This is a genomic window from Oceanicaulis sp., from assembly GCF_965284345.1.
Lineage (GTDB): Bacteria > Pseudomonadota > Alphaproteobacteria > Caulobacterales > Maricaulaceae > Oceanicaulis > Oceanicaulis alexandrii_A.
In genome coordinates this window covers 772,640-789,293 of sequence record NZ_OZ260073.1, presented here as the reverse complement: position 1 = coordinate 789,293, position 16,654 = coordinate 772,640, and the positions used below count along the sequence as shown (strand labels likewise).

Below are 16,654 nucleotides of genomic sequence, written 5' to 3'. Positions count from 1 at the left end.
AAGCGCGTATCAGACCCAGATAGCGCCCATGGCTCAAGCAAAATAGTGCCGCACGCAGCGCGGCGCTTGTGCGGCGGTGTCGCTTGCTGGACAAGGCGGGCCTCAAGCGCGGACACTTAGCCCGCTCAAATGATTCTGTTGTGAAGCCCTGATCTGATGACTTTTTCCCCCGGTATTTTGCCTGATCGCGCCCTGACCGAAGCTGTCGTACAGGGCTGGATCGCGTCTGATGCGCCGCTGGAAACCGGGCAGATCCAGCCTGCGAGTCTCGATTTGCGTCTGGCGCGCCGGGCCTGGCGCTTGCGGGCGAGCTTCTTGCCGGGGCCGGAGCGCACCGTGCTGGATTGCCTCGATGAAGACGTGGTCATGCACGAGCTTGATCTTGAGGGTGGGGCGGTGCTGGAGACGGGCTGTGTTTATCTCGCTGAACTTCAGGAAAGCCTGAGCCTGCCCGACGCCGTCGCGGCCTTCGCCAATCCCAAAAGCTCCACCGGGCGCCTGGATGTCTTCACCCGCGTCATCGGCGATCAGTCGAGCGCCTTTGATCAGGTGCGCGCGGGCTATCAAGGCCCGCTCTATGTGGAGATTTCCCCGCGCACCTTCTCGGTGCTGGCGCGCCCCGGCGACCGGCTGGTGCAGGTGCGCCTGCGTGCAGGCGAAATGAAAGCGCTCGACGCGGTGACCCTGTCCGTGGATCTCAAGGCCGGGGACGGCCAGCCCGTGGGCTATCGCGCCAAGCGCCACAGCCCGCTGGTGGACCTTTTGAAAGTCGGCGCGCACGATCCTGAGCGCTTCTGGGAGCCGATCTACGCCCCCCATGGCCGCATCGTGCTCGATCCGGGCGAGTTCTATATTCTGTGTTCGCGCGAAGCCGTCAGCGTGCCCGTCGATCAGGCCGCAGAAATGGCGCCCATCGCGCCCGAAATCGGCGAGTTTCGCGCCCATTACGCCGGCTTTTTCGATCCCGGTTTCGGCGTCGATGCGGCGGGCGGCGCGGGTTCTCGCGCCGTGCTGGAAGTGCGCGGCCGGGACGTGCCCTTCATCCTCGATCATGGTCAGGCCGTGGCCCGGCTGGTCTATGAACCCATGTCGTCAGACGTGAAAACGCCCTATGGCGTCGCCGGCTCGAACTATCAGGCCCAGGGCCTGAAACTCGCCAAGCATTTCAAGCAGGGCTAGAGCACGCGCAGACACGCCCTGCGTCTGCTTGCTTGCCGGGTTTGTTCAATCTGATAAAAACAACGCCCTCAAGCGGGTGTAGCTCAATGGTAGAGCGAGAGCTTCCCAAGCTCCAGACGAGGGTTCGATTCCCTTCACCCGCTCCATGCTTTTCCTGATATTGGTGTTCAGTTCTCCCCCTGCGGCGACACGCCGGGTGTGCGGGGAGGGCTTCCGGTGTAAGTCAGTCTCATGAGCGAGACCCGCGCGCCTTTCAAAAAAACCAGAAGCTGGCGGCGCCGGCTGAGGCTCTGGCGCGCCCGGCTCGACCGGATGGCGCGGGGGCCTTTGGCGCTACCCGCGCTGTTTGCGGGCTCGGTGCTGGAAAGCACGCTATTGCCCTGGCCGATCGAGTTTCCGCTTCTGGCGTACATGTTGCGCGGCCGCCGTCAGGTGATCGAGGCGACGCTGGTGGTGACCCTGGGCTCGGTTCTGGGCTGTGTGCTGAGTTATTGGGCGGGGCGGCTGGCGCTCGATCTGGCGGAGGCGTTCATCAGCGCGCGGCCCGATCTGGCGCTGTCTCTGGAGGGCGCGCGGGCGCGGATCGACGCCTATGGCGCGTGGGCGGTGGGCGTATCCATGCTGACGCCGGTGCCGGTGCAGCTCAGCTCGTTCGCTGCGGGCGCCGCTTTGATCCCGGCGCCCCTGTTTGTGCTGGCGGCGTTCACGGGGCGGCTGGTGCGCTATGGCGCCATGGGCGTTTTATTATTCATCTTCGGCCGACGCGTTTTGTGGCTGTGGGCGCGTCTGCCGAACGGGTTGCGCCTTGCGGTGCGTCTGGGCGCCTTGGCGCTGTTCGCCCTGATGATGGGCGCGGCGATCATCCTGGTCGCAGGCGGCGCTAGCGCGGCATGAAGCGCTGACCCGTTTCAAACCCGAAATGGCTGAACACATGGGCCAGCAGCATCATGAAAAAGACGCCGCTAGCGATGGTGAGAAGCGTCCAGGGAATAAGCCGCGGCTTGAGCGGATTTGAGGGCCTGCCGCTGCGCCAGGCGGCGAGCGCGAACAGGCCGGCGGCGGCGAGCATGAGCAAGAGAGTGATCGGCAGCGTCATCAGGCGTTTCTCTGCGGGCGCGGGAAACGCCGTGTTGGGTCTTGTCCCACAGATAGGGCTGGCGGGGCAGCTCGCGCAAGGCCTTGAGCGCGGCGGGCGCCTGCAGCAGCCAATAGGCGGGCATGCTGAGAATATGCCTGAGTTTGGGTTGAAACCCCGCCCGGCGCGCGCCGGTGATCGCGCAGACCATGGCTGATCCATAGGCGAAGCCCATCATCAGCGCCCCCAGCGTCCACAGCGCGCCCCAACCCGGAACGAGCCCCAGAAGGGTCGCGCCCAGAGCCATCGCCAGTACGGTGGGCGCATGGATCAGCGCGCTGAGCATGTTGGCGAGCACGGTGAAGCTGAGACTAAACACGCCGCCCCAGCCTAAGCTGTGGATCAGGCCGCGCGGATCGCGCATATGCACCAGCCAGGTGACGAAATGCCCTTTCAGCCAGCGACTGCGCTGATTGATCCAGGCTTGGGGTCTGAGCGGCGCTTCCTCCAGCGTGCCCGGCGCGATCAACCCGGCGCGCCAGCCCTGACGTCCCAGCCGAAAGCCCAGATCCGCGTCTTCAGTGACGTTGAATGGATCCCAGGCGCCGCAGTGTTCGAGCGCGGAGCGGCGGAAGACATTGCTGGTGCCCCCAAGCGGCAAGGGCCAACCCAAGCGTGAGAGCAAGGGCAGCAGGGCATGAAACTGGGTGGCGTATTCGAGTGCAAACTGAGCCGTCAGCCAGTTCTCCTCGCGATTATACCAGCCCAGCGGCGCCTGAACGACGCCCAGGCCCGGATCCGCTGCGAAGGCCTCCGCAGCGTGACGCAATTGCTGGGAGTGGGGGCAGTCTTCCGCGTCATAGACCGCAACCAAATCCCCCCGCGCCGCCTGCAGCGCCAGGTTCAGGGCGCGCGGTTTCGTCATGGGGCCGAGCGGCGGCAGGACCACCACGCGCAAGGCTTGCCGGGCGGCCAGCGCGCGAGCCGTGGCGCGTGTGGTCACGTCATGGGCTTCTAGCGCCAGAATGATGTCGAGCTTGCGCCGCGGATAGTCGAGCCGCGACAGGGCGGCGATCAGGCCGGGCAGAACCTCCGCCTCGTCATAAAGCGCGATGATGACGCTGATGACCGGCAGCTCTTGGTTTGAGAGGCGGACGCGCGGCGAATGACGCGCCGGGGTGAGGGCGGCGGCGATCCGCAAAGCGCTCAACACGATCACGCCGCATGCGGCGGCCCAGATGAGGGCGGTAAGCACGAGCCCCTGAAACAGGACCGCCAGCACCAGGGCAAAACAAGCCGGTCCGATGATAAGCGGCAGGGGCGGGCTCAGGGCGTGTCCGGCGCTCGCCAGAGGATTGAGATCACGCAGGCCATAGGCGGCGGCGTGCAGATCAAGCGGTCGTCCGCTACGAGCCGCGAGCGCGCGTCCTGAAAAGGCCGGTCTGATCACAGACGGCATGCCGCGCTCCCCCGTTGAGTACCAGCCGGGGCGTAGTTAATATTCCCTTAATGAGAGAATCAAGACTCTTTCGGGTTGAAATACAAGCGACGACGGTTTGCGATCAAGCGCTTGTCATCCAGCGCCACGTCAAACGCGGCGAGTGCGCTGGTGGGCCAGCCATAGGGCAGGTCGGACGCGGCCTCGGCCTGGCCGGCGAGCATGTGCACCAAGGCGCCGATGCCGGGATTGTGACCGACCAGCATGATCGCTTCAGCCCCCTGATCGAGTTGCTCGGCGACGGCGCGCTCCAGCATTTCAGGCGAGGCGTGATAGAGCGCCATGGGATCGGTGACGGGCAGCTCGCCCAGTCTGGCGCTGAGGCGTTTCCAGGTCTCGCGAGTCCGCCGCGCCGGACTGACCAGGGCATGGGTGGCTGTCACGCCCGCCCGGTTCAAAGCCTCGGCCGCCCGGTCCGCGTCGGCGACGCCCCGCTCGGTCAGGCCACGGTCGAAATCGTCTTCAGCCATCATACGGTCGACGGCCTTGGCGTGGCGCATGGCGATCAGGAGCGGCATAGGGGCGAATCCTCAGGCAAGGGCAATTACACGGCTTACGGGTTGCGTTGCACGACAGCCCGCGCCAAGTAAAGCGGTGTTTGACGCCCCTCGCAAATGCTCTGATGGAGATGAATTATGGGTCTGCTGCTTGGCGATATCGCCCCGAACTTTGAAGCGGAAACCACCGAAGGCAACATCAAGTTTCATGACTGGATCGGTGATGACTGGGTGGTGTTCTTTTCTCACCCCGCCGACTACACCCCGGTTTGCACCACGGAGCTCGGCTACACCGCCAGGCTGAAAGACGAATTCGCCAAGCGCGGCGCCAAGGCGATCGCGCTGTCTGTGGACCCGATTGCGGACCACCATGGCTGGGTCAAGGATATTGAAGAGACCCAAGGCGTGAAGATGAACTTCCCGATCATCGCCGACACCGACCGGTCGGTGTCCGAGCTCTATACGATGATCCACCCCAACGCCGATCCGAAAGTCACTGTGCGGGCCGTCTACATCATCGACCCGAACAAGAAGATCCGCGCCACCTTCACCTATCCGCCGAGCGCGGGCCGGAATTTCAACGAAGTGCTGCGCCTGATCGACTCCCTGCAGCTGACTGACGGCTACAAAGTGGCCACTCCGGTGAACTGGGAAGACGGCCAGGACGTGATCGTGGTGCCGTCCATTTCCGATGAAGACGCCGACAAACTCTTCCCCAAGGGCTACACCAAGATCAAGCCGTATCTGCGCACGACGCCGCAGCCGGACAAGTAAGTCGCTCAGAGTTTTTGAGATGAATGCGGCCGCTCCGGACACCGGGGCGGCCGTTTTTTTTTTGACCTGCTCGAGTAAAGGGCGCTTGACGTCAAGGGAGCTTTACTCCATATGTGAAGCACGCTTTACATGAAGGAGTGAGCGCAAATGTCTGCTGATTGTTTGAAGGCTTTGCCCTGGATGGCGCTGTACGCCCTCGTCTTTCTGGCGCAGCCCCGGCCTGACGCGCCTACTTCGCAAGAGCTGCCCGTTCAGGACAGGTCTCACAGTGAAGCCACACTGCAACCGGGCGCATGAACGCCTGCCTTCTGGCACATAGAAAGGACCCATCATGAAACAGGGACAATCCATCCGCCGCATCGCCGCCTTCGCTCTGATCGGGCTGTGTGCGGCGTCCTGGGCCGCGCTGGGCTTGTCGATCGCCTTTGACCTCCCGCGCGCCTTGAAGGTCTCCGCCGTCATCGCCGCTGCGTTCTCCACCGAAGCGATGATCTGGGGCGGCGGCGCGCTGCTGGGCTGGACGGCGTTCGCCAACCGCGCCCGGCTCTGGAAGAAAATCACCGGTTCAGCGTAAGAGTCCCTATCAACCCTGTCGGGAGAGACTCATTGGGACGCTGGCTAGATTACATCATGCCTGAAACCGCCTCTGCGCCGCCCAAGGCGCGGAGGCGTTACGTGGTGAATGGTTCAGTGGCGGGCGCTTTGGCTGTGCTCGCTACGCTGCTGGTTCATTGGGAGTGGGTCCCTGAACCTGTTCTCCTGGGAATGGTCGCAGCCTTGTGCTGGCTGCTGTGGGAGTTCGCCCTTCTGATCAAGGCGCTGGACGAGCTGCAACATCGCATCCATTTGACGGCTCTGGCGCTGTCTGGCGGCGTGCTGGCTATCCTCTCCACCAGTTGGGCGATTTGGGATATCATCTGGCCCTTGCCCGATATCATGCTGGCCTTTGGCTTTCCGGCCTTCATGCTGATGTATTACATCGCCTTGTTTTTCGTCTCTCGCCGCTACGCATGAAGAACCGTCTGAAGGATATGCGTGCGGATCACGGCTGGAGCCAGGCGGTGCTGGCGGACAAGCTCGACGTCTCGCGTCAGACCATCATCTCCATCGAGAACGGCAAGTATGATCCGTCCTTGCCTTTGGCGTTCAAGATCGCACGGGTGTTCGGCCAGCCGATCGAAGCGATCTTTGATGATGAAGGCGACTGACAGGCAGTCGCCTTCGTCGTCAAAAGCGTTTCAGAGCCTTAGAGCTAGAAGAGATATCCAGGGCACATCCCGATCCATTCGCGTCGAAAATACGCGGTAGGCGTAACGCCTGACGGTTGGGCCACAACCTGACCATTGATGCATCGATCAATGGTCACACCTGCTGGTGTCGTCATGCTCGCATCGGTGAAATACTCTGTGATGTACATACGCTCAGGCGTACCCCAAGGAAAAGCGTAAGCCGCCCCCGCCAGGCCGGTGAGGGTCACAGCGGCAGCCAGGCAAGTTGTGAGGACCATACGTTTATTGAGCTTCATCATTCTGTTTCCTCCAATTGAAGAATTATTGCTCGCCGTTTCTCTCACGGTGAACCGTCACAATGATGCTCGCGCATTTGATCAAATGCAATCACAAGGGGAAAAAATCTCCTAAATCGGGTTTTTTGAGAGCGTTTTGTTTGAGGATGCACGTGGCCGGAGACGGATGTGTTGACCAAATCCCTTACCGGTTCTACTTGCCCTGCTTCACTTCACTCGTAGTAGGAAAAGAGACCCGCGATGACCGATTTCGCCGCGCTCGCCCAGAACGCCAAGGCCTGGCCCTTTGAACAGGCCCGCCTGGTGAAGAAACGGGTGGAGAAAAGCGGGATGAAGGGCGGCGCGGTCATTTTCGAGACCGGCTATGGCCCGTCCGGCCTGCCGCATATCGGAACGTTCGGTGAAGTGGCGCGCACCGCCATGGTGCGCCATGCCTTTCGTGTGCTGACCGAGGACCAATATCCGACCAAGCTGATCGCGTTTTCAGATGACATGGACGGCATGCGCAAAGTGCCGTCAAACCTGCCCAATCAGGACATGCTGACCGCGCATCTGGGAAAGCCGCTGACCGATGTGCCGGACCCGTTCGGCACCCATGACGGCTTTGCTCAGCACAATAATGCGCGTCTGCGCGCCTTCCTCGACAGCTTCGGGTTCGAGTACGAGTTCCGCTCCGCCACCCATGAGTACCGTTCAGGCGCTTTTGATGAAGCGCTGATCCGGGCGCTCGAGAAGTTTGATGACATCATGGCGGTGATGCTGCCCACTTTGGGCGCGGAACGTCAGGCGACCTATTCGCCCTTCTTGCCGATTTCGCCGACCACGGGCCGGGTGCTCTATGTGCCGATGAAGGCGATCGACGCCAAGGCCGGGACCATCACGTTTGAGGATGAAGACGGGACCGATATCACCCTGCCGGTGACGGGGGGCAACACCAAGCTGCAATGGAAGCCCGATTTCGGCATGCGCTGGGCGGCGCTGGGCGTTGATTTCGAGATGTTCGGCAAGGATCACCAGGCCAATGCGCCGGTCTATTCCAAGATCTGCCGCATCTTGGGCGTCGAACCGCCGGTGCAATATGTCTATGAGCTGTTCCTGGATGATCAGGGCGAGAAAATTTCCAAGTCCAAGGGCAATGGCCTGGCGGTGGAAGACTGGCTGCGTTATGCGCCGCAGGAGAGCCTGTCGCAATACATGTTCCAGAAGCCGCGGACGGCGAAGCGCTTGTATTTTGACGTGATCCCCAAGGCGATTGACGAATATCGTCAGCATTTGCGCGCCTATCCCGATCAGGAACCGGCCAAACAGATCGAAAACCCAGTCTATCACATCCATTCCGGCGAGCCGCCCAAGGCAGGGTCCGAGATCGGCTATTCCTTGCTGCTCAATCTGGTCTCGGCGGCGAACGCCCATGACAAGGCGACGCTGTGGGGCTTCATCGCCAAATATGCGCCGGATACGACGCCGGAAACCGATCCGTTTCTGGACCGGCTGGCGGGGTATGCGCTGGCCTATTACGAAGACCAGGTGAAACCGCACAAGACCTACCGCGCCCCCACCGACATGGAGCGGGCGGCCATGGAGGATCTGGTCCAGCGTCTGAAAGCGCTAGATCCGGCCGAGACGGATCCGGAAGTGATCCAGACCGAGGTCTACGCCGCCGGCAAGAGCCAGGACTTTGAAAATCTGCGTGACTGGTTCCAGGGCCTCTATGAAGTGCTTCTGGGCCAAAGCCAGGGGCCGCGCTTTGGCGGTTTGGCGGCGCTCTATGGCTTGCCGGGCGCGATCGCCCTCATTGAACAGGCGCTGGCGGGCGAGGATTTGTCCAAGGGATAAAGCTCAGTCTTCGCGTCTCAAACGCCTTCATAAAATGCGCCGGGTCTGAGCCTGGCGCATTTTGCGTTCTGGGTTCAGGAGGCTGCTCATTGATGACAACTTTTTACATTGAGCGACATAAAATAGCGGTTTCGAGCCAAGCTGAAGCCCATACAAATTATTGATTTATATGTACAATATGTGATGTCCACAGATTGGAGCTCAATCTGACATAAAACTGAAAAATATCAGTTATCCCTAAGTCGCTATAAAACCTTGGAAATTTTATCCTACCGCATTTTCTTCGCTGTCCGCATTATCTAAGTGCGCCTAGAAAATGTGTTTTATAACAATTGCTTGTCCTAAATTAGGAAAGCGTCAAGCTTGAAATTCCTCCCCACTTTTCATCCGTATCCAGATGTATTACATTTATATGACTGTTGGGTGACAGAACAATAACCGAGGCGGTCGTCGAGGCTTCAGCGCGCAGGATTCACCCCCCTGATGAAAGTCTGAACCGGCACCGTCTTAAATAGCAATCCGCAATGCCGTGAGGCGCGGCGGATTGCGTCAGAAAGAGGAATGAACCCAATGAAGCATTTCATCAAAACCGTGGCAGCGGCCTCCGTCCTGGCGTCCGCCGGTCTGTTCGCCGCTTCTGCGCAGCAATCTGAAGAATTCACCTTTGCGGTGGATCGCGCCGAGCTGACCTCCCAGTCCGCTGTGCGTGTGGCGTATCAGCGTCTCAACGCGGAAGCTGAACGCTATTGCGGCTCGCTGCCGCTCCAGTCCGACACCGAGATGGCCTATTGCCGGGCCGATGTGGTGGACCATGTGATCAGCGCGGTGTCTCATGAAGGCCTTCAGGCGCTTCATGTAGAGCGGACGCGCGAAGCCCGCTATGTGGCGGATCGCGGGTAATCGCAGTTAACCTTCACGTCGCTTTCGCGGCGCGAACCAAACCGGGCTCGTCAGCAAACGCTGACGGGCCCGTTTGTTTTACGCTCTAGGCGCTTGACGCTGCGTGCGCCCTCTTCAATGCTCGGCCAGACACGGGCAGGGTGCGCCTGCCTTTTCGATTCAGCCGGAGCGCCCTATGGACCACATCAAGTCCGCCATTCGCACGATCCCTGATTATCCCAAGCCGGGCATCATGTTCCGCGATGTGACAACGCTTCTGGGCGACGCTGGCGCGTTTCGCGCCGCGGTGGATGCGATGGTGTTTCCCCATGCGGGCAAGAAAATCGACAAGGTCGCCGGGATCGAGGCGCGCGGCTTTATCCTGGGCGGCGCGGTGGCGCACCAGCTCAGCGTCGGCTTCGTGCCGATCCGCAAGAAGGGCAAGCTGCCCCATTCCACGCTGAGCCAGAGCTATGAGCTTGAATACGGCACGGACGAGGTGGAGATCCATACCGACGCCATCCAGCCGGGCGAAAGCGTCCTGATTGTTGATGACCTGATCGCCACGGGCGGCACGGCGGAAGCCGCGATCAAGCTGATCCGCTCCGCCGGCGGCGAGGTGGTCGGCTGCTCCTTCGTCATCGACCTGCCGGACATTGGCGGCGCAAAAAAGATCGAGGCGCACGGCGTGAAAGTCGCAAGCCTGGTGGCGTTTGAGGGCGAATAGGCTCCCAAGTCCGCGAGGAATAAAAAAGCCCCGGAGCAGCGCTCCGGGGCTTTCTCGTTCTTAGCGGATCACACGCCTATTCGATGAAGTCACGCACGTCCTGCGCCACCTGCTCCAAAGAGGGTTGATGCAGATACATCATGTGACCGGCCGGATAATAGGTCAGCTCAACCCGGTCCTGATCGTAATAACCAGGACGGTTGAACGTCATCTCGGTGGCGAAGAAGGGCGTCGCCAGATCGTAGATGCCGTTGGTGGCCAGCACGCGCAGATCCTGGTTCTGGCGCATGGCGCGCTCGAGCCAGACCGACGTGTTGACGTAATTGTTGCGACCGCCGGCGGGACCCGCGTCCCAGTTCCAGTCGCGCACGCCGCCCAACGTGGTGTACGGGCGCGTCTCATCCACACCCAGTACGCGAGTATAGTAATCCATCATCGCTGCAGTGTAGGCGCCGTCAATGCCATAGCCGGACGGGTCGCCTTCGGGGCTGTCAGACACGCCGATCGGCTCCACGCCCGTGAAGCGCGAATCAAAGCGGCCCACGGACAGGCCCTGGTCACGCAGCAATTCGGTGCGGAAGCGTGACAGCGTCACCCGCATGTCGGAGCGCTCGATATAGTGTTCTGACAGGCCGGTCAGCGCGCTCATGCGGGAGATGACGTTCGCCTTGCGGGCGGCGTCGATGTCATGACCACGCACCAGCGCCGGCAGGTATTCATCCGTGGCGAAGGCGCGGGCGTCATCCAGGAAGGCGTCACGGTCGTCATTCCAGGCGGAGCGGTCCACCAGGTTGTGATGCCAGGCGGTGGCGGCGTAGCCGGGCAGCAGACCCACATAGCCGATTTCATTGCCCGGGTCCGTCGCGTCCAGACGGAAATCGAGCACGACCGAGATCAGCACGACGCCATTGATGGAGACGTCGTTCCAGCCCGCTTCGAGCTGGCGCATGAGCGCGCCGATGCGCGTGGTGCCATAGCTCTCGCCGAGCAGGTATTTCGGCGAATTCCAGCGTTGATGCTCGGTCAGCCATTTGCGGATGAAGGCTGCGACGGAGGCGGCGTCTTCATCCACGCCCCAGAATTCTTCAGTGGGGTCGGTGTCGCCCAGGGCGCGGCTCCAGCCGGTGCCGACCGGATCGATGAACACCAGGTCGGCTTCGCCCAGCAGCGTTTCAGGGTTGTCGCGCAGATCAAACGGCGCGGCGCCGTCATCGCGCGCGTCGCTGGGCAGGACCACGCGCTGCGGGCCGAACACGCCCATATGCAGCCAGAGCGAGGCCGAGCCCGGTCCGCCGTTGAAGATGAAGGCCACCGGGCGCGTGCGCGGATCAGACACGCCGTCACGCAGATAGGTGGTGGAAAAGATCGAACCGGTGGGCTCGCCGTCGGCGTCTTCCAGATAGGTCTCGCCTGCGATGGCCGTGTAGCGGATACGTTCTCCGCCAGCCGTGATCTGTCCGGTGGATTCCCAACGCTGCGGTTCTGGGATGTCGGGCGTCTCGTCCTGAGCCATGAGCGGGCTGGCGAGCATGAGCGCCGCGCTGAGCGCGGCGACGGCGGTGCGGATCATATCCGTCTCCTTTTCCCCGTGTTTCCCGGCTCTTCGACGTCGCCGCCAAGGCCGGTGTTATAATAGTACGTTGTGCGGTCTTGGCGCTTGTCAGGTCAAGTCCAGACATAACCCTGTCCACAAACGCAAACCGCCCCCGTCCAGGGGACGGGGGCGGCGGAACGCGTTGATCTTAGCCTTCGAAGGCGTTGATCAGAGTGCGCAGATGGGCGCGGTGCGCTTTGGCTTCGCGTGAGCCCATCAGGTCGGGCATCCAGTCGGGGCCGACCCAGCCTTTCACATCGTGAATGGCGGCGAGGGCGGCCGAACGCGCCACCGGCGAATAGTCGCCATCGCCGACAATGGAGATGAGGCGGCGCAGATACTCCACCTGCAGGTTCTGGCGATAGGTGTTCGGTTCGCCACGAATATCGGCGGCGTACACCACTTGCGTCAGATCCTGAAGATAGTCGGCCACCGGATAGTCTCCGCCATACTGGCGCGCATCATTCATACGCTCGAGCATGTTGGCGTGCAGCAGGTGCGCCATGACGGCCCGTTGCTGATTGAAGACCCGGTCGTGCAGCGCCGGATCTTCATCCGTGCCGAAATGATCAAAGAAGCGCCGCTGACGCTGCAAGTGATCCAGATAGGCTTCTTCAGCCGCAAAGGCGTCCGGCCCGAACAAAGCCGCGTCGAGGACGTCCAGCGCCTGTTCCTGCGTGTCGCGCGGAACCGGGATGAACGGGGTTTCAGCGCCCGGCTGACCCACAACAGAGCGGTTGTTGTAGATGCCGCCGATATGCCGGCTGGCCACATTGGCGGCGCCGAAGCGCTGGCCGGACAGAACCAGATAGCTGGTCAGCAGAGGCTGATAGGTTTCCCCTTCAATCTCGAAGTTTTCCGGCAGGGTGCGCAGGGTGTCGTTGATCAGCTCGACGCGCTGGCCAGCCCAGCTCACCGGGTCGGACGACAGGTCATTGATCATCACGCGCGGGTCAGAATGCCGACCCGGCGCACGCAGATCGTCGGCGTCATTACCGAACGCCAAAGCCGGATCCGTCGACTGCTCCAGAAGCGCGGGCAGGGCCTCCGTGTCCGGGTTATAGCCATAGCTGATCGCCCAGATGTCGTACGGTCCCGGGGTTTCCTGGGAGTACTGAACGCTGGCGCCGTCTTGCGTGGGCAGATTCAGCGCCGGGTAATCCATGATGGAGCCGGTCACGGTTTCGCCATTGGCCAGATCATCGAGCGAGATCGTGGAGGTCGCCCGCATATTGTGCATCAGGCCCAGCGTGTGGCCGATCTCGTGGATCACCAGATAGTGCAGGGACTGACGGATCAGTTCGTCAACTTCGACACTGGTTGCGCCTTGCGCCTGCAAGGCGGCGACGCCGGACAGGGTCTCCATCTGCAGGTGTTCGGCGAAATTACACATGGCGCCATGGGCGTCATGATCGTGCTCGACCACCGGCTCGCCGGTCGCTTCGGCCAGCTGTTCGGCCGGCAGCCACTGGCTCAGACCCGCCACGTCAAACAGTTCTGAATACCGGATACGGTTCGTCATGAAGACGTATTCCAGCATGATGTCCGCGCCCATGATCTCGCCGGTGCGCGGATGGGTGAAGCTGGGGCCATAGCCGCCGAAGGGCGGCGTGGGCGACGACGTCCAGCGCAGGACATTGTAGCGAATGTCGCCCGCGTCCCAGTCTGCGTCATCCGGCTGGACCCGGACTTCCAACGCATTGGAGAAGCCCGCGGCTTCAAAGGCGATGTTCCAGGTCAGCGCCGCGTCGCGAATGATGTCGCGCAGTTCGACCGGGGTGGTGTTCTCGATCCACCAGACAATCGGCTCCACCGGATCGGAAATCTCCGCGGTCGGGTCTTGCTTCACGAGGCGCCAGCGATTGATCACGTCGTCATAGGGCGTGACGCTGGTGTCGGTCAGATTGGTGACGCGCTGGCCGAAATAACCCACGCGGAAATCGTCCGCGCGCGGCTCATAGCCCTCTTCTGGCAGAGCCAGGAAGCTGTGCTGCACCGTCACCGCCACGGCGCGGGCGTCGGTAATCTCGGCGCCGCCGCCATTGCGCGGGGAGTCCTCGGTGTAGACGTATTCAACGACCACATCGGTGTTTTCAGGATAGTTGCGGACGTCCAGAACACGCGTGCGATCGCTGGACAGGCGGCCCATCGAAAACGCGTCTTCGGCGCCGGGGCCGCGCGGCGCATTGGGTTTGATCTGGGAGAGGTCTTCGCCGCTCAGAAGCGAGTCGATCTGCACCAGGACCCGGTCGGGCGCGTCGTCTTCGCCTTCGGTTTCAGCCTCGATCTCAAGCACGGCCAACGGCGCTCGGGTGATGTTGGCGCTGGAGGCGCGTGACAGCGCATTGTCTTCGTCAAACGAGAAGCTGGTGTTCTCGGCGCTGATCTCGATCTCGCCGTAATGGCGGGCGAAGGTCAGAACACGGTTGTCGCGGAACTGGCCCCGGAACAGGCCGGTGCGTGGCGCGCCGTCCTCAGCATAAGTGAAATAGACAAACTCATCATCGAGCTGATCGGCGGCGATCTCCATATAGAGCGCGCCGTCTTCAGGATTGCGATAGAGCGGAAACAGACCGTCGATCGTTTCAAATTCTTCGGTGAACCCTTCGATGGTTTGCGCTTCGTCCTCATCGCCCTCGTCCTCTTGGGCGAATGCGGGCGAACCCGCTATTATGGCGGCTATGGCCGCCGTGAACCACAGGCTGCGAAACTGCGACATTTCCAAGCCCTCCCCTCTTGATTGCCGTACAAAGATGACAAACTAGGCTGGAGACGCGGCGAGAGCAAAGTCGTCGTCGGTTACAGTTTGGTCACATTGTGCGCCGCACGCATGCAAACCCGATCCGATCCAAGGCGCAAAGCGAGCCCTTATGAACTATCGTCACGCGTTTCACGCTGGTAATTTTGCTGATGTGCTCAAGCATCTGGTGCTTGCGCAATGCCTTGAGCATCTGGGCGATAAACCCAAACCCTATCGCGTGATCGACACCCATGCAGGTGTGGGCGCCTATGACCTGACAGGCGACGAGGCTCGGCGGAGCCCGGAATGGATGCACGGGATCGACCGCCTGTTGAAGGCGGACATTCCACAGGATCTTCGCGAGTCGCTTGATCCATATCTGGACGTGGTGCGGGCGATGAATTCTGGCGAATCGCTGACCAGCTATCCCGGTTCGCCTGAAATCGCGGCCCGTCTGGCGCGTGCGGAAGACCGCATTCATCTGTGCGAGCTTCACAAGGACGATAGCGTCACCCTGGACAAGCGCTATGCGCGCGACGCCCGGGTGAAGGTGCAGGCCATGGACGGCTATCGCGCTTTGCCGGGCCTCGTGCCGCCGCGCGAAAAGCGCGGACTGGTGATGATCGACCCGCCGTTCGAGCATCGTGACGAAATGGCGTTCATGGCGCAGGCGGCGAAGTCCGCGCTGGAGCGCTGGCCGACCGGAACCTTCATTTTCTGGCGGCCGCTGAAGGATTTGTGGGCGCAAGAGCGTTTTGACGTCGGCCTGGCGGAATGGCTGATCGCGGATCAGGGGCTTGAGGGCGAGAAGCTGTTGCGCGCGGACATGTGGGTGCGCGAACTGAAGGAAGACGGCCCGCTCGCCGGCGCGGGCGTGGTGGTGGTCAACCCGCCGTTCAAACTCGAAGAACGCTTGCTGAAACTCTTGCCCTGGCTGACCGAGCTTCTGGCGCAGGATGAAGATGCGGGCTGGCGGCTCGACGGCTGCATCAATGATGACAGCCTGATGGTGGATGAGTTCTAGAGCCTTTTCAGCGAAACTGGATGCCGGTTTCGCGGTTCGAAAAGGCGACCAATCGGTTTTAGGCGTCCGCCTCATCGCTGGTTTCGCCGACGCCGAAGAGCCTGCCTTTTTCCGTCCACAACACCATCAGCAAGGCCAGTGCGCCCAGCACCGTGAAGCCCATGGTGATCGGCAGCACTGTGCCGTTATAGCCTTGGCCGATCAGCGAGCCGAGCACGGCGCCGGCCATAGCCGTCGATGATCCATAGAGCGCCGCCGTCGTGCCGGCGCGCTCGCCCGCCGGCTCCATGGCGAGGGCGGAGAAGTTGGCTCCGATCATGGAAAACAGCATCAAAGCGGCCATCAACAGCACGAAATAGACGATGAAGGGCGGGTTGCCGAACAGGGCCAGCGTCATGTTCACGCCGTTCACCAGCAAATAGGCGATGAGCGCGGAGTGGGAGATCCGGCGCATGCCCAACCGACGCACGATCTTGGCGTTGACGATATTGGCGCCCGCCAGCCCGATCGCGATGACAGCAAAGGCGATCGGGAAATACACGCCCAGCTCATAAAGCTCCGCCAACACCTGTTCAGAGGTGGCGATGAAGGCGAAGAGGGCGCCCATGATGAAGCAGGACGCCGTCAGATAACCCAGCGTGATGCGGTTTGAGGCGGCCAGCACGTAGTTGCGCATCGCTGACCCGAACCGCAGCGGGGTGCGTTTGTCGGGGTGCAGGGTTTCAGGCAGGCGCACCAGCATCCAGACTGACAGCGCCGCCGCCATCACAAACAGGAAGACAAAGATCACCCGCCAGCTGCCGCCGAACAGGATCAGCTGGCCGATGCCGGGCGCCAGGATGGGCGCGACCGTGAAGACGGTCATGGCGAAGGACATGATCTCCGCCATCCGGCGTCCGGACACGAGATCGCGCACAATGGCCACGGCGATGACCCGCGTCGCCGCCGCCGCGACCCCTTGCAGCGCACGCGCCGCCACCAATTGCCACAAGCCTTGGGAGCCCAGGCACAAGATCGTCGCCGCAAGATACGCCACCAACGCAATCAGCAAGGTCCGGCGGCGGCCCAGAGAGTCCGACAGAGGTCCGAAGCCCAGCTGCGCCAGCCCGAAGCCGAAGACGTAAGAGGTGATCACCAGCTGGCGGTCATTGCCCGGCGCGCCCAAAGCCTGCCCCATTTCTGACAGGGCCGGCAGCAAGATGTCGATGGACAGGGCGTTGAGCGCCATCAGGAAGCCGACCATGGCGATCAGCTCCCGCGTGGAGATTTGCGGGCGGAGCGGGTCGGGAGAGGGCAGGTGCTGCAA

The 16,654-nt window shown here is 61.9% G+C and carries 16 protein-coding genes and 1 tRNA gene; 11 read left to right on the top strand and 6 right to left on the bottom strand.

All coding sequences use genetic code 11. From position 1 onward, the window contains the following. Positions 1 to 156: 156 nt before the first annotated feature. From ACQ66J_RS03960 to ACQ66J_RS03950, 3 genes are all read left to right on the top strand, one after another. Complete coding sequence (locus ACQ66J_RS03960) at positions 157 to 1,179, top strand: 2'-deoxycytidine 5'-triphosphate deaminase domain-containing protein (protein ID WP_430430574.1); 1,023 nt, start codon at positions 157 to 159, stop codon at positions 1,177 to 1,179. Between the two features lie 72 nt (positions 1,180 to 1,251). After that, a tRNA-Gly gene (locus tag ACQ66J_RS03955) sits at positions 1,252 to 1,325 on the top strand. Between the two features lie 85 nt (positions 1,326 to 1,410). Beyond that, positions 1,411 to 2,073 (top strand): YqaA family protein, encoded by a 663-nt coding sequence (locus ACQ66J_RS03950; protein ID WP_430430573.1) that lies wholly within the window; start codon positions 1,411 to 1,413, stop codon positions 2,071 to 2,073. A 68-nt stretch (positions 2,074 to 2,141) separates the two neighbouring features. Here ACQ66J_RS03950 and ACQ66J_RS03945 read toward each other — a convergent pair whose 3' ends face one another. Both ACQ66J_RS03945 and ACQ66J_RS03940 read right to left on the bottom strand, forming a co-directional pair. Then, complete coding sequence (locus ACQ66J_RS03945; protein ID WP_430430572.1) at positions 2,142 to 3,713, bottom strand: glycosyltransferase; 1,572 nt, start codon at positions 3,711 to 3,713, stop codon at positions 2,142 to 2,144. A 59-nt stretch (positions 3,714 to 3,772) separates the two neighbouring features. After that, positions 3,773 to 4,270 carry a SixA phosphatase family protein gene (locus ACQ66J_RS03940; RefSeq protein WP_430430571.1) on the bottom strand — a complete coding sequence of 166 codons (498 nt, stop codon included), beginning with the start codon at positions 4,268 to 4,270 and terminating at the stop codon, positions 3,773 to 3,775. A gap of 117 nt (positions 4,271 to 4,387) precedes the next feature. Here ACQ66J_RS03940 and ACQ66J_RS03935 point away from each other — a divergent pair, with 117 nt between their 5' ends. The 4 genes from ACQ66J_RS03935 to ACQ66J_RS03920 all read left to right on the top strand — a co-directional run bounded on the left by ACQ66J_RS03935 (position 4,388) and on the right by ACQ66J_RS03920 (position 6,231). Further along, complete coding sequence (locus tag ACQ66J_RS03935; RefSeq protein ID WP_430430570.1) at positions 4,388 to 5,023, top strand: peroxiredoxin; 636 nt, start codon at positions 4,388 to 4,390, stop codon at positions 5,021 to 5,023. Positions 5,024 to 5,354: 331 nt separating this feature from the next. Beyond that, positions 5,355 to 5,597 carry a hypothetical protein gene (locus ACQ66J_RS03930; protein WP_375548380.1) on the top strand — a complete coding sequence of 81 codons (243 nt, stop codon included), beginning with the start codon at positions 5,355 to 5,357 and terminating at the stop codon, positions 5,595 to 5,597. A gap of 32 nt (positions 5,598 to 5,629) precedes the next feature. Continuing rightward, complete coding sequence (locus ACQ66J_RS03925) at positions 5,630 to 6,037, top strand: hypothetical protein (RefSeq protein WP_430430569.1); 408 nt, start codon at positions 5,630 to 5,632, stop codon at positions 6,035 to 6,037. Then, positions 6,034 to 6,231, top strand: a complete 198-nt coding sequence (locus ACQ66J_RS03920) for a helix-turn-helix transcriptional regulator (RefSeq protein ID WP_375548382.1) — start codon at positions 6,034 to 6,036, stop codon at positions 6,229 to 6,231. Before ACQ66J_RS03925 ends, ACQ66J_RS03920 begins: the two co-directional genes overlap by 4 nt. Positions 6,232 to 6,275: 44 nt before the next feature. Here the strand turns inward: ACQ66J_RS03920 and ACQ66J_RS03915 are convergent, their stop codons facing one another. Further along, the gene (locus ACQ66J_RS03915; protein ID WP_430430568.1) at positions 6,276 to 6,551 is read right to left on the bottom strand and encodes a hypothetical protein; all 276 of its coding nucleotides are present in this window, start codon (positions 6,549 to 6,551) and stop codon (positions 6,276 to 6,278) included. Between the two features lie 237 nt (positions 6,552 to 6,788). Here ACQ66J_RS03915 and ACQ66J_RS03910 point away from each other — a divergent pair, with 237 nt between their 5' ends. From ACQ66J_RS03910 to ACQ66J_RS03900, 3 genes are all read left to right on the top strand, one after another. Continuing rightward, entirely contained in the window at positions 6,789 to 8,384 is a 1,596-nt protein-coding gene (locus ACQ66J_RS03910; RefSeq protein ID WP_430430567.1) for a lysine--tRNA ligase, read from the top strand. A gap of 570 nt (positions 8,385 to 8,954) precedes the next feature. After that, entirely contained in the window at positions 8,955 to 9,284 is a 330-nt protein-coding gene (locus ACQ66J_RS03905) for a UrcA family protein (protein ID WP_375548385.1), read from the top strand. Between the two features lie 175 nt (positions 9,285 to 9,459). Next, entirely contained in the window at positions 9,460 to 9,990 is a 531-nt protein-coding gene (locus ACQ66J_RS03900) for an adenine phosphoribosyltransferase (RefSeq protein WP_375548386.1), read from the top strand. Between the two features lie 76 nt (positions 9,991 to 10,066). Here the strand turns inward: ACQ66J_RS03900 and ACQ66J_RS03895 are convergent, their stop codons facing one another. Both ACQ66J_RS03895 and ACQ66J_RS03890 read right to left on the bottom strand, forming a co-directional pair. Further along, complete coding sequence (locus ACQ66J_RS03895; RefSeq protein ID WP_375548387.1) at positions 10,067 to 11,560, bottom strand: S10 family peptidase; 1,494 nt, start codon at positions 11,558 to 11,560, stop codon at positions 10,067 to 10,069. A gap of 172 nt (positions 11,561 to 11,732) precedes the next feature. Continuing rightward, positions 11,733 to 14,303, bottom strand: a complete 2,571-nt coding sequence (locus ACQ66J_RS03890; protein ID WP_430430566.1) for a zinc-dependent metalloprotease — start codon at positions 14,301 to 14,303, stop codon at positions 11,733 to 11,735. A gap of 151 nt (positions 14,304 to 14,454) precedes the next feature. On the opposite strand from ACQ66J_RS03890, the gene ACQ66J_RS03885 reads away from it, so the two are divergent. After that, positions 14,455 to 15,348: a 23S rRNA (adenine(2030)-N(6))-methyltransferase RlmJ gene (locus tag ACQ66J_RS03885; RefSeq protein ID WP_430430565.1), complete on the top strand. Its 894-nt coding sequence runs from the start codon at positions 14,455 to 14,457 to the stop codon at positions 15,346 to 15,348. Positions 15,349 to 15,406: 58 nt separating this feature from the next. Here ACQ66J_RS03885 and ACQ66J_RS03880 read toward each other — a convergent pair whose 3' ends face one another. Continuing rightward, on the bottom strand, positions 15,407 to 16,654 hold the full coding sequence (locus tag ACQ66J_RS03880) for a multidrug effflux MFS transporter (protein ID WP_430430564.1): 1,248 nt from the start codon (positions 16,652 to 16,654) through the stop codon (positions 15,407 to 15,409).